The sequence below is a fragment of the Pseudomonas sp. 18175 genome (genome assembly GCF_050432925.1).
Taxonomy (GTDB): Bacteria; Pseudomonadota; Gammaproteobacteria; order Pseudomonadales; family Pseudomonadaceae; genus Aquipseudomonas.
The window spans coordinates 40627-52481 of the sequence record NZ_JBKFTO010000006.1 but is presented as its reverse complement, the minus strand read 5'-3'; the positions used below and the strand labels follow the sequence as shown (position 1 = coordinate 52481).

General features: G+C 61.4%; 11 protein-coding genes. 4 read left to right on the top strand and 7 right to left on the bottom strand.

The features are described from left to right. Positions 1–117 precede the first annotated feature (117 nt). The 3 genes from ACLD1Y_RS10005 to ACLD1Y_RS09995 are packed head-to-tail and all read right to left on the bottom strand — an operon-like array spanning position 118 to position 3957. Positions 118–948, bottom strand: a complete 831-nt coding sequence (locus ACLD1Y_RS10005; RefSeq protein ID WP_429477678.1) for a hypothetical protein — start codon at positions 946–948, stop codon at positions 118–120. Beyond that, positions 949–2496, bottom strand: a complete 1548-nt coding sequence (locus ACLD1Y_RS10000; RefSeq protein WP_429477676.1) for a hypothetical protein — start codon at positions 2494–2496, stop codon at positions 949–951. It lies immediately after the preceding gene. A gap of 18 nt (positions 2497–2514) precedes the next feature. Further along, positions 2515–3957, bottom strand: coding sequence for an OmpA family protein (locus ACLD1Y_RS09995; protein WP_429477674.1), 1443 nt, complete (start codon positions 3955–3957; stop codon positions 2515–2517). A 293-nt stretch (positions 3958–4250) separates the two neighbouring features. Here ACLD1Y_RS09995 and ACLD1Y_RS09990 point away from each other — a divergent pair, with 293 nt between their 5' ends. The 3 genes from ACLD1Y_RS09990 to ACLD1Y_RS09980 are packed head-to-tail and all read left to right on the top strand — an operon-like array spanning position 4251 to position 7226. Next, positions 4251–5030, top strand: a complete 780-nt coding sequence (locus tag ACLD1Y_RS09990) for an endonuclease/exonuclease/phosphatase family protein (protein WP_429477672.1) — start codon at positions 4251–4253, stop codon at positions 5028–5030. Beyond that, positions 5027–6289 (top strand): cardiolipin synthase ClsB, encoded by a 1263-nt coding sequence (gene clsB / locus ACLD1Y_RS09985; RefSeq protein ID WP_429477670.1) that lies wholly within the window; start codon positions 5027–5029, stop codon positions 6287–6289. The genes ACLD1Y_RS09990 and clsB overlap by 4 nt, the downstream gene beginning before the upstream one ends. After that, entirely contained in the window at positions 6279–7226 is a 948-nt protein-coding gene (locus tag ACLD1Y_RS09980; protein WP_429477668.1) for a lysylphosphatidylglycerol synthase domain-containing protein, read from the top strand. The genes clsB and ACLD1Y_RS09980 overlap by 11 nt, the downstream gene beginning before the upstream one ends. Before the next feature lie 66 nt (positions 7227–7292). Here ACLD1Y_RS09980 and ACLD1Y_RS09975 read toward each other — a convergent pair whose 3' ends face one another. The 3 genes from ACLD1Y_RS09975 to ACLD1Y_RS09965 all read right to left on the bottom strand — a co-directional run bounded on the left by ACLD1Y_RS09975 (position 7293) and on the right by ACLD1Y_RS09965 (position 10278). Continuing rightward, on the bottom strand, positions 7293–8048 hold the full coding sequence (locus ACLD1Y_RS09975; protein WP_429477666.1) for an alpha/beta hydrolase family protein: 756 nt from the start codon (positions 8046–8048) through the stop codon (positions 7293–7295). After that, positions 8038–9147, bottom strand: a complete 1110-nt coding sequence (locus ACLD1Y_RS09970) for a DUF3182 family protein (RefSeq protein ID WP_429477664.1) — start codon at positions 9145–9147, stop codon at positions 8038–8040. The genes ACLD1Y_RS09975 and ACLD1Y_RS09970 overlap by 11 nt, the downstream gene beginning before the upstream one ends. Before the next feature lie 171 nt (positions 9148–9318). Further along, entirely contained in the window at positions 9319–10278 is a 960-nt protein-coding gene (locus tag ACLD1Y_RS09965) for a GlxA family transcriptional regulator (protein ID WP_429477662.1), read from the bottom strand. A gap of 97 nt (positions 10279–10375) precedes the next feature. Between ACLD1Y_RS09965 and ACLD1Y_RS09960 the strand changes: the two genes are divergently transcribed. Then, entirely contained in the window at positions 10376–10939 is a 564-nt protein-coding gene (locus tag ACLD1Y_RS09960) for a cysteine hydrolase family protein (RefSeq protein WP_429477661.1), read from the top strand. A gap of 21 nt (positions 10940–10960) precedes the next feature. Here the strand turns inward: ACLD1Y_RS09960 and tam are convergent, their stop codons facing one another. After that, entirely contained in the window at positions 10961–11722 is a 762-nt protein-coding gene (gene tam, locus ACLD1Y_RS09955) for a trans-aconitate 2-methyltransferase (protein ID WP_429477659.1), read from the bottom strand. Positions 11723–11855: the final 133 nt, after the last annotated feature.

Sequence of the window (11855 nt, the reverse complement as noted above, 5' to 3'; positions counted from 1 at the left end):
GATCGTTCCCTGTAGGAGCGAGCTTGCTCGCGAAAATCGTCAACGATTACGTGGGCATTCTGAATGAACGCGGTGCCTGTGCGCTCTTCGCGAGCAAGCTCGCTCCTACAAAGGTGGTTATTTCAGGTCGACATTCAGGCTTGGCGCACCAAATGCCACCAACTGCGCGTTGGAGGCGGCGAACCAGCCTTTCCAGAAGTCTTCCAGCGCCTGGATGGTCTTGCCCGAGCGATAGGCCTGCTTGATGTCCTTGGTCACCAGGGCAGCGCCGACCACATACACCCGGGCGCCTTGCAGGTCGGCAAACAGGTGCTTGTCCCCTACCCGCTTGAGCTCAGCCTCCGGCTGTAAATCACGTATGCGGTTGTTGGCGTAGAAGCTGCCGAAATCGCTGTTTTCAAGCATGTCGGAGACCAACAGCACCACTCGCTCCTGGGCCGGTTGCTGGCCCAGGTCGTTACCAATCTCGCGCAGCGAATGGAAGATCTCGCTGCGGGCGATATCTTCGGAGGCTTCGCGCAGCGTGCTCACAAACACCTTGCCCAAGGTCTTGTTGAAAAAGCTGCGCTGCTCGGTCAGGCACGTGTCGAAGGTGCGCAGCGACTGCATGCCGACGTTGTTGCGCACCTTGTCATCAATGCCCCGGTTGAGTTGGCCGGCAAACCGCAGTTGCATGAACTGCCCCGGCACAAACGCCGAGAAGCTGTACAGCCGCACCTTGTCCCCCGGCTGCACAAAGCGCTGCACCTGGGCCCACGTGGCCTTTTGGATCACCTCGGGCATCGGGATCGTCTGGTCGATGATCACCGTCAGCTCGCGGCCACTGTCGGCCGGGCGATAGTCCCCGACCTTGGCGTAGGCATAGCAGTCCGGGATGTCGTTGCGCTCGCCGGCCACCGCCAGCAATGGCGCCAGCAACAGGGCCGGGAAAAACCGCGAGATCTTCATTCAGGCACCTGCTGCGTCGAAGTCTTTGAGCAGTTGCTGTTCGGCCCGCAGCGCCATTACCTGTTCCAATGGATGGCCCTTGGCGCGGCTGATGGTTGCCAATTGCTCTTCGGTGTAGGCGGTCAGGTCTTTGCTGCGCAGGGCGTCGAGGCTCGACGGCGAAGCGGCGGGTACAGGTTGTTCAACCGGGGCGCTAACCGGCGCTGCCACTTCGGCCACAATCGGCGCAACCGGTGCGGCGGCTGGTTTGGCCGGCGCTTGCGGCGTACCCGGCATGACCTGCTTGCGCGCCAGGTACGTCTCAAAGTTGCGGTTGTGCGCGCTGGTCAACGCCGCCTGTTGCTGGGCGTTGGTGGTGGAACGACCGGCCAGCTTGAGTTGCAGCTTGCTCAACTTATGGTCGGCATGGGAGGCAATCTCCACACGCTGGCTCTGCATCCAGTTTTCCAGGGCTTCGCCGCTGGAAAATTTGTGGGTGTGCTCCCAAGCGGTCTTGGACTCCACGCCGGCAAACCCGAAGATCGACGCCAGCCAGATGCTGGTGATCTGGATCGCGATGTAGATCACCGACAGCACGATGAAGGTGATCAGCGAGGCTTTGCGAATCGCGTCCATCTTGTCGGTGAGGGTTTGTTTGTCGGCTTGCTCGTTGATCGCCGCCGAATCAGCTGGCAGGTCGAACGGGCTGGCCGATTCGTAGTTCTGCTGGGCAAACGCGTGGGGGCTGCCAACCATTTCAGTCTCAATGCTCTTAAGCTGCATGGTGCGGATACCAAACGCCGCCACCGCAATGATCGCGATCCAGATGCCGGTGGTGATCATCCAGCCACGGCTTGGGGTCACGGTGTGGTTGGTGTTGATGCGCGCCAGGATGCGGCTGTAATCCTTGCCGTCTTTGTCGCTGTCGGTGTCTTTGATGCCAATGCCCGGCAGTTCCTTGAGTTGTGGCGGGCGATTGCTGTCGGTGTCGTTTTCCCACCAGTGGCGTGCCTTGCTGATCAGCGCGTTCTTGTGCACGGCACGGCCGGTCACTTCCGCCAGGATCGCCGAAGCCACAGCCAGCAGGAAGGCGAACAACCAACCCATCCAGCTCTGGTCATTGGCCGACAGGTTCTGGTTGATGAACGGCACCAGCACGTAGGCAAAACCCACGGCCTCGAACATGATCAGCATGAAGATCAGCGCAAACACCCAGAACGGCCGTTCGCGGCGGCCGCGCTCGCCGATGGTGCGCAGGTAGGACTCACTTTTGTTGAAGAAATCGACGTCTTTGGCGCCGATCTTTTCATAGCGCGAGTAGTACGCGTCGCACAGTTCGCTTTCCGATTTCGGCCAGCCGTGGGAGTCGAGCATCAGGCTTTGCTTGGACAACCGCGCCACCTTGCCGATCAGCGGCACGCCGTGCCATACGCGCATCACGAAGTAGCCCACTTTGTCCCAGTAAGCCTGGATCAAAATGGCCGCCAGCAGCGTGGAAATCACAAGGCCTGTGATCAACTTGTTTGCCCAGAGCAGGGCTGTCAGCGCATTGAAGCTGAACTCTTCCATGGTGTGTTTCCTTGAGACTTATGCGCGAATCGGCACGAAACGGGTGGTGAAGGCTTCGCGGCTGCGGGGGTAGACCAACGCACCGTCAGTGGCTTCGGAATTTTTCTTGCTGAACACCACGTCGATACACGACACCGGCGCCTTGGGGTCCTGGGTGAACACCCGATACAACACCAGGTCCTCACCTTCGTAGGTGTTGGCCACGGCTTTGCTTTTGATCGACTTGCGATTGCCTTGGTCGTAGCCCTTGACCACTTCGATGAAGGGCTGGCGGCCGACGCTGGCGCCGTCGCGCAGGATCGACACCGGCGACAACGTCACCAAGTGGCCATTGACCACATTGGCCCACACGCGGTTGTTGTAGCCCGGCAGGTATTCGGTGGTGGTCTGGGTATCCAGTGCCTTGCCGCTGGCGAGGTTGAATACCTTGCCGCTTTCCCGTGGGCGGTCGGCTTCGCAACTGCTGGACGGCAAGTCGCCGGCGTGTGCGCTGGAAATCAGGGCAAACCCGGCCTTTTTCGGCGCGATGGCTTGGCCCATGGTCCAGCGGGTATCGCTGGCCGGTTCGCCGCCGAAATCCACCAGGGCGGTGCCGGCATCGGCAGGTTTGCTCTCGGTGGCGGGTTTGGCCGCCACGGCAGGCTTGGCCTTGGGCGCGCTGGCCACAGTGCGCGCAGGCTCGGTCGAGGTGCCGTGGGCAAGGTACTTGGTGTTGTTCTGCTCGGCATTGACGCGCTTGACCAGCATGTTGCGGTCGGTCACTTCAACGATTTCCACGCGGCGGTTCTTGCCGCGTTGCGCGCTGTCGCTGTTGTCGGCAATCGGCCGGGACGCACCTGCGCCCTGGAAGAACATGCGCTGAGGGGCAATGCCTTGCTCGGCGAGGATCGACGCCACGGCGCGGGCGCGCTGCTCGGACAGGCGTTGGTTGGTCGCGGCGCTGCCGGTGGCATCGGTGTGGCCCACCACCAGAATCGCCGCCTGGGAATTCTGCCCCTGCTTGGGGGCGAAGGCAGCAGCCAGTTTGCGCACCTGGCGCTGGCCATTGGTGCTCAACTGCGCGCTGCCGGTGGCGAACATGCCTTCGTCCTGCACCTGGGCGACGATGCCCGCCTCGGTCGGCGCTGGCGCACGGGAGTTGCCGGCGGCCACTTCCTGGCTCTGCAAGGTTTGCACCTGGATATTCAGGTTCTCTTCCTTGGCGATGCGCTCCAGCTCCTGCAAGCGGTTCTGCCACAGGTTACCGGCCACACAGCCAGCAGCAGCGCCCACACCACCGCCCACGACGGCTTTTTTGGCGTCGCCGGTGATCGCATAGGTCAGGCCGGCGCCCAGTATCGCGCCGCCAGCGCAGCCGATGGCCGTGCCGTAGTTTTTGCCCGCTTCGTTAAGGGTTGCACAGCCACTGAGCGCAATCGCGCCAGCCAGCAGGCTGATTTTTCGGGTAAGGGAGGTATTCACGTGATGGGTTCCGGCCTTTATCAAAAAAGAGCCGCCGACCCCACTGCCAACACTAGAACAGTGTCAGCGGCATCATCCATGAACAGGCCCTGCAAAATCGTCGAATTAAACAAATCGCGCGGAATTTGATCACGTCACTAATGGCATTTCAATACTACTTGTAACTCTTTATTGCTCTAGGCCGGGCACCTTCACGTTAGGCGCCGTCTGTAGGACGCTGGAAACTTTCCGCCAAACATCGCAGTCAGCCATAAACGGGGGCCAGGCCCCCAAACTCTTTTTCAGGAGCCACCATGGCTGCGATTCCCGACTGGGTGCCCATCACCCCCAGCGTCGCCATCACTCGCTTCACGGTGCTGACGGTCAATATCCACAAGGGTTTCACCGCCCTGAATCGACGTTTCATCCTGCCCGAGCTGCGCGAAGCGGTGCGCAGTGTGGGCGCCGACATGGTGTTTTTGCAGGAAATCCACGGCACCCACGAGCGCCACCCCCAACGCTACAGCGATTGGCCAAACATGCCGCAGTACGAGTTCCTCGCCGACAGCATCTGGCCGCAGTTCGCCTATGGGCGCAACGCCGTTTACCCCCATGGCGACCACGGCAACGCGCTGCTGTCGAAATTCCAGATCGTTAATTACGACAACCTCGACATCTCCCAAAGCGGCCATGAAAACCGTGGCCTGCTGCATTGCGTGCTGCGCCTGCCGGGCACCGGGCAGGAGGTGCATGCGATCTGCATGCACTTGGGCCTGCGCGAAGTGCATCGCCAGCAGCAATTGCGCTTGCTGGAGCAGCGCATCAGCGAGATCCCGGCCGATGCGCCGTTGATAGTCGCCGGTGATTTCAACGACTGGCGCCAAAAGGCCGACCTGAGCCAGAGCGGCCTGCGGGAAGTGTTCGTCGAGACCCATGGCAAGCCTGCGCGGACGTTTCCGGCACGCCTGCCCTTACTGCCGCTGGACCGCATTTATGTGCGCAATGTGAAGGTGCATAACCCCCGCGTACTGACCACTCGGCCCTGGTCCCATTTGTCGGACCATGTGCCGCTGTCGGTGGAGATCGAGTTATGAACGTGGCCGTCGAACACATCGCCACCGACCAGCCGCCAGACGAAGCCAAGGCCCGCGACCTGGATTACGGCTGGCAAAGTGGCAACCAGGTGATGTTGCTGGAGAACGGCGAGGCGTATTTCCCACAAGTGTTCGACGCCATGCGCGGGGCGCAGCGGGAGATCCTGTTGGAGACCTTTATTCTGTTCGAAGACAAGGTGGGCCATGAGCTGCAAGGCATCCTGATTGAGGCGGCGCAACGTGGCGTGAAGGTGGTGGCCAGCCTGGATGGCTTTGGCTGCGGCGAGTTGAGCCCGGGGTTTCTCGGCGAGTTGGCCGACGCCGGGGTGACGGTGCAGATGTTCGACCCGGCCTCGCGGACCCTGGGGTTTCGCACCAATTGGTTTCGCCGCCTGCACCGCAAGATTGTAGTGGTGGATGCGAGCGTGGCGTTTATCGGCGGGATCAATTTTTCGGCCGACCACCTGGGGGATTTCGGCCCCGAAGCGAAACAGGACTATGCCGTGCAAGTGACCGGCCCGGCGGTGGCCGACCTGCATCATTTTGCCCTGGTACAAAGCGGCCGCCAGGTGCGTACACGGCGCGGTTGGCGACGGCGCCAGCAGCGGCCATCTGCGTGGTCGGCCGATAACGCCGAGGGCCTGGTACGCCTGATTTATCGCGACAATGTGCAACACCGCGATGACATTGAAGAAGCCTATATCCACGCCTTGAGCAAAGCGCAAACACGCGTGGTGATCGCCAACGCCTACTTCTTTCCCGGCTACCGCCTGCTACGGGAAATCCGCAATGCCGCGCGCCGTGGCGTGCAGGTGCAACTGATCATGCAGGGTCAGCCCGATGTGCTGCTGGCCAAGCTCGCGGCGCGCATGCTCTATGACTATCTGCTCAAGGACGGCGTGGTAATCCACGAGTATTGCCAGCGCCCGCTGCACGGCAAAGTCGCGTTGGTGGATGATGAGTGGAGCACCGTAGGGTCCAGCAACCTCGACCCCTTGAGCCTGTCGCTGAACCTTGAGGCCAATGTGTTGATTCGCGACCGCGCTTTCAATCAGCAGCTCTATGAACGCCTGCAGGTGCTCGCCAAGGAGCATTGCCAAACCATGCCGGAGAACCGCAAGCCGCGCTTGTGGCTGTGGCGGTTGACCGTGGGTTTTCTGGTGTTTCATGTGATGCGCCACTTCCCCGCGATGACCGGTTGGTTGCCCGCACACAAACCCCGGTTGAAACCGTTCGAGGGCCAGGCCCATGACCACTGAATCGCGCTTCAAGCGTTGGAAGAAACCGCTGACCGTGGTGTTTTTTCTGGCGCTGATTGTGTTGTTCACCCTGCTCGCCCGGCGCATCGACTGGAGCGAAGTGGTTCAAACCCTGGGGGACTTCAAACTGCGCACCCTGCTGATCGCGGGCGCGGTGACGCTGTGCAGTTTTCTGGTGTACGCCAGCTTTGACCTGATCGGTCGCACCTACATTCGCCAGGACCTGGGCTGGAAGCAGATCTTGCCGGTGGGGGTCATCAGTTATGCGTTCAACCTCAACCTGAGTGCGTGGGTAGGCGGTATCGCCATGCGCTATCGGCTGTATTCGCGGCTGGGGGTCACCACCGGCAATATCGCCAAGATTTTAGGCTTGAGTTTGGCGACCAACTGGTTTGGCTATATGGCGTTGGCCGGGGTGGTGTTCAGCAGCGGGCTGGTGACGATGCCGCCGGGGTGGAAAGTCAGTACCACCGCGCTGCAAGGTATTGGCGCCGTGTTGGTGCTGGTCAGCCTGGGGTATTTGGCGGCCTGCCAGTTCTCGAAAAAGCGTGCGTGGACGATTCGCGGCATGGAGATCAACCTGCCGTCGGTACGCATGGCCTGCTTGCAGTTGGCGCTGGGCGCGCTGAACTGGTCGCTGATGGCGGCGGTGATTTTTACGCTATTGCCAGCCAAGTTGGATTATCCGTTGGTGTTGGGAGTGCTGCTGATCAGCGCAATTGCCGGGGTGGTCACGCACATTCCGGCCGGGCTTGGGGTGTTGGAAGCAGTCTTTATTGGGTTGCTGCAGCATGAAGCGTCGCGGGGCAGCTTGTTGGCGGGGTTGATTGCTTATCGGGCGATCTACTTTATTTTGCCGTTGTTGATTGCCTTGGTGATGTATTTGGGGGTGGAGGCCAAGGCCAAGGCGTTGCGGGTTAAGAAGGCGCCGGCTTGAATCTGCGTTTGCTGGACTGGCGCTATCGCGGGCAAGCCCGCGATAGCGATCTGAAGAACACCCAAATCATTGCGCCTGAATAATGCTCAACCGCTCCCCCACCACCATCTCGGTAATCCAGTCCACCAGGATCGAGGTATAGGCCTGCTGCGACACCGGATCACTCAGCGAATGGTCGGCGCCATCAATGATGCGGTGAGTCAGCGAGTGAGTCTGCTGGCACGCGGCCCGATAGCTCATGATGGTTGCGTGGGGCACGTGGTCGTCGGTTTCCGACTCGACGATCAGCACATCTCCGGTGAAGTTCGCGCAGGCATGCAAGGCGCGGTTGGTCTCGGCGTGCACCAGCGTACTGCGGTAATCCATCAAGTCGACTTTATCCAGATCGCGCTTAGGCTTGAGCCATTCCTGGTCGCGGTACAGCGCCGGCACCCGCAGCGCCAGCCAGCGCACCGGGCGCAGCGAGGTGAGAATGGCGGCCAGGTAACCGCCATAACTGGTGCCCACCACCGCAACCGCCGAGGTGTCGATGGCCGGATGGGATAACAGCCGGTCGTAGGCCGCCAGCAGGTCGCGCAGGTTGTCCTCGCGGGTGACGCGCGACAGCGGAATGCCTGCGCCGGCGTGGCCGCGCAGGTCGAACGTCAGGCACACGCAGCCAAGGCCCGCGATGCCTTTGGCACGCTCAAGGTCGCGCTCCTGACTGCCGCCCCAACCGTGCACAAACAACACCCCCGGCACTTTGGATTTGGGGCTCAGGAAGGTGCCACTCATCTGTTCGTCGTCGATGTCGATCGCAATGCTTTCGCTTCTAGCCGTCATAAGGTTTAACCGTCACGTACTTGAGAAGAAAGTCGCTGTTTTCTGCCGGGCCTCGGTACACCTCAATGGCATCCGCGGGCAGTGCCTGGTCCACGTAGGTTTCTACCGAGGACACGCGGATTGCCCGCAGGCCCGGATTGTGGATAAAGCTCTGCAGCGCCGCGACTTCCGCGCTGCTGGCCCCGCCCATGCGCCAAGACTGTTCGAGCACGCCACTGCAACGATGGCCGTGGCTGTCCAGGCCTTGGGCGATGTCGTAGTTGCGCCTTGAAGCATAGAAGCCGGGGTAGGCTTCGTCGGCGGCCGTGTCGAAGACCTGGGCTTGTTGGATGGCCAGGCGCACATCGTCGGGTAGGTCGAGCTTGAGCAGATCCTTGTAGTCGCCCGGCACCACCAATAGATTGGAGCCGCCGTAGACATCTTCGCCCTGCCCGTCCTGGGTCAGGTATTGATCGCCGCAGTAGCTGATCACGTGATCGCCGAAGAAGCTTTGGCCGACACTGTGAGTTATTACCTCTCGCAGATCTTGCTCAAACACCACGCCTTGGTTGAACAACGCTGCCGCATCGGGACGCGCCAGCACGGCATCAAGCTCTTTAGGGTTGTGGATAACTTCCTGGCCGCGCCCGGCGCAGGCGTGCACCGGTTTCAGGCGTATGGGGCCGCCTTCGAGCAACCGCATCCCAGCGGGCCGAGCATCTTCCAGAGCGAATACACTCAGGCCCTCCAGTACGACTTTTCGCACACGCTCGCCGAACAATGGCGACCAGCCTTCGGGGGCGCTGGCGTCCGGGCTGGAAAGCCCATGGCTGATGGCTTTGGTCGCGATGAATTCGTGATCCACATAACCGCCCCACAAGTCTTGCGGGCCCTTGATGTTAAGGGCTCGGGCTTGCGCAGGGCCGACCAGGGTTTGAGTCGGCAGCAGATACAGCGCCCGGCCAAGGTGAAGATCCAGGTCGTAACTGCCACCGAACGTGAGCCCGAGAACTTGCGCCAGCCAGCGCGCCAACGCGCGGTTGGTCTCGATCTCGTGCAACGGCGCAGCCTCCCGTGTGGAGTGAGCCACTACCAACTTGTTGCAATGCGTCGGGGTCATGCGTCCCCCTTGCCCGTCGGGCGATTCGTGTAGGGAGAACGCTGCAGGGATCAGGCCAAGGGGCTGTGGATAAGGATGGCCGTGAAATCAGGTAGTTACTCAGAAACCGATAGCACTTGGCCTGTTTTATTCTGCACGAAGCTACCGTTGGTCGGCGGCGTTCTGCACGACTTACACCCCAAATCGGCTGCGGTAATCGCTGGGGGCCAGCCCGGTGATTTTTTTGAACGTGGCGCGGAAGGCGCTGGGGTCCTGATAGCCCACGGTCCAGGCGATATGGTCGATGGTGCCGTTGGTGAATTCGAGCATTTGCCGCGCCTTGCCCACGCGCAGGTGCTGGCAGTATTCGGTCGGTTTCAACCCTGTCGCATTGCGAAAACGCCGCAGGAACGTGCGCTCCTCCAGGCCCGCCTCTTGGGCCATGGCCGCGACGGACACATCCACCGCGCCGCTGGCCTGCAACCAGTGCTGGACCTTGAGGATCGCGCCATCGCCGTGGCCAAGGATCGGTGCGAAGTTACTGCCGCACTGGCTGGCACTGTCGCTGTGTTCTATCACCAGGAAACGCGCAGTATCGGCAGCGATGCTGGGCCCCATCAGGCGGTCTACCAGGCGCAGGCCCAGTTCGGACCAAGCCATCAGGCCGGCGGTGGTGATCAGGTCGCCGTCATCGACGATGGGTTTATCGGCTTCAAGACGCACCGCCGGATAACGGGTGGCGAATGACTGGGCGGACGACCAATGGGTGGTGGCGCTGCGCCCATCCAGCAGACCACTGCGCGCCAGCATGATCGAGCCGATGCACACGCCGCCGAGCACCGTGCCGGCCGCATGCTGCTGGCGCATCCATTCCAGCAGCGCGGGCGGCGCCTGTTCTTCGGTGAACTCACCAATCGAGGGCGGCACCAGTACCGCCATCATCGGTTGATCGGGGCCGGGATGGCTGTCGAATACCTTTGCCGGCTTGCCGGCGGCATCCACCTGCCAATGACTGACCCGCAGCAATGGCAGTTGCGCGGACTGATGCTCGGCGGCGATCCGGTTGGCCACGCCAAACAGGTCGGTCAGGCCATGCACGGCCGCCAGTTGCGCGCCTTGGTAAATCAACACACCCAGCTCAACAACGACCATTGTCAGTTTTCCCCCTGTTATTGTCGGTGCAGCCAATCCCAGGTCTTGGCGCCAGCTAAGATACTGGGCCCCATCAACCCATCACGAGGCACTACCCATGGCCAAGCAAGCGCTCATCCTAATCGATATCCAGAACGACTACTTCCCCCAGGGCAAGTGGCCACTTGACGGCGTGGAAGCCGCAGCTGACAAAGCCGCGCAGGTGCTGCAAGCGTTTCGCCAAGCCGGGGATGCGGTGATTCACGTGCGCCACGAGTTCACCTCCGAGGACGCGCCGTTCTTCACCCCGGGCTCCGAGGGTGCACACCTGCATGGCAAGGTATTGAACGAAGGTAATGAACCGGTGGTGCTCAAACACTTCGTGAATGCGTTTCGCGAAACCAACCTGCGCGCCCTGCTGGAACAACGCAGCATCACGGAACTGGTGGTGGTCGGCAGCATGAGCCATATGTGCATCGACGGCGTAGTACGCGCGGCGGCGGACTTTGGCTATACCGTTACGGTGATCCATGACGCGTGCGCCACTCGCGACCTGGAGTTCAACGGGCAGGTGATTCCAGCGGCGCAGGTCCACGGGGCTTACATGGCTTCGCTGGCCTTTGGGTATGCGGGCGTGGTGTCGGCGGATGAGTACTTGAAGGCGCAAGCGGCGGCGGCATAACCGCCACCTGCGCTTGCCACGTCAGCGGGTAGCGATGATGAACAGGCGCGGGAAGGGCAGCAACACAGTGCCATCGCCCAGGGCTGGGTAAGCCTGGGTAATCCGCGTTTGGTAATCCTGTAGGAAGGCCGCTTTTTCGCTATCGGTCAAAGGTGCGAGGAATGGTCTAAGCGCGGATGCCTTGAACCATTCCACCACCGCAGCATGGTCTACCAATGGGTGCAGGTACGTGGTGCGCCATACATCAACGGTGCTGCAATGCTTGCTCAGCAGTTCGTAGTAGTAGCTCGCGGTGTGGCGCTCGTTGTGTTTGACCGAACCGATCTTGGCCGCCCACGGGCCATCGGCCGCGACTTCGCGGGCGAGTCGGTGGGCGGGTTCATCGAGGTTGTCCGGCGTTTGCACCGCCAGCGTGCCGCCAGGCGTCAGTTGGTTGACCAGGTGCGGATAGAGCGTGGCGTGGTCTGGCAGCCATTGCAGGGACGCGTTGGCCAGAATCACGTCGAAGGCTTGCGCGGGGATCCACGCACCGATATCCGCCAGCTCAAAGTTCAGCGCTGGCAGGCGTTTGCGGGCGTCGACCAGCATGTCGTCGGAGCTGTCCATGCCGGTGACATGCGCCTGCGGGAAGCGTTCGGCCAGCACTTGGGTGGAATTACCGGGGCCGCAACCCAGGTCGACCGCGGTGCGTACCTCGGAACTCGGGATAGCCGCAACCAAGTCACGCACGGGGCGCGTGCGCTGTTGCTCGAACATCGTGTATTGCTTGGCAGACCAGGTCATTGCGGCGCTCCTTCCTGTTTAAGGTGGGCCACAGCCTAAATCCTATGGGCCAGGAGAACAAACGCCAGGAATGGCAGGCAATAAAAAACCCCCGTGGCCAGGGCCATCGGGGGTTTGCTCGTTCCAGGCCTTA

Bases quoted from the DNA above. Each gene is read 5' to 3' on its own strand.
- ACLD1Y_RS10005 (WP_429477678.1), bottom strand. From the start codon at position 948: ATGAAGATCTCGCGGTTTTTCCCGGCCCTGTTGCTGGCGCCATTGCTG.
- ACLD1Y_RS09970 (WP_429477664.1), bottom strand. From the start codon at position 9,147: ATGACCCCGACGCATTGCAACAAGTTGGTAGTGGCTCACTCCACACGG.
- ACLD1Y_RS09965 (WP_429477662.1), bottom strand. From the start codon at position 10,278: ATGGTCGTTGTTGAGCTGGGTGTGTTGATTTACCAAGGCGCGCAACTG.
- ACLD1Y_RS09980 (WP_429477668.1), top strand. From the start codon at position 6,279: ATGACCACTGAATCGCGCTTCAAGCGTTGGAAGAAACCGCTGACCGTG.
- ACLD1Y_RS09975 (WP_429477666.1), bottom strand. From the start codon at position 8,048: ATGACGGCTAGAAGCGAAAGCATTGCGATCGACATCGACGACGAACAG.
- tam (WP_429477659.1), bottom strand. From the start codon at position 11,722: ATGACCTGGTCTGCCAAGCAATACACGATGTTCGAGCAACAGCGCACG.
- clsB (WP_429477670.1), top strand. From the start codon at position 5,027: ATGAACGTGGCCGTCGAACACATCGCCACCGACCAGCCGCCAGACGAA.
- ACLD1Y_RS09960 (WP_429477661.1), top strand. From the start codon at position 10,376: ATGGCCAAGCAAGCGCTCATCCTAATCGATATCCAGAACGACTACTTC.
- ACLD1Y_RS10000 (WP_429477676.1), bottom strand. From the start codon at position 2,496: ATGGAAGAGTTCAGCTTCAATGCGCTGACAGCCCTGCTCTGGGCAAAC.
- ACLD1Y_RS09990 (WP_429477672.1), top strand. From the start codon at position 4,251: ATGGCTGCGATTCCCGACTGGGTGCCCATCACCCCCAGCGTCGCCATC.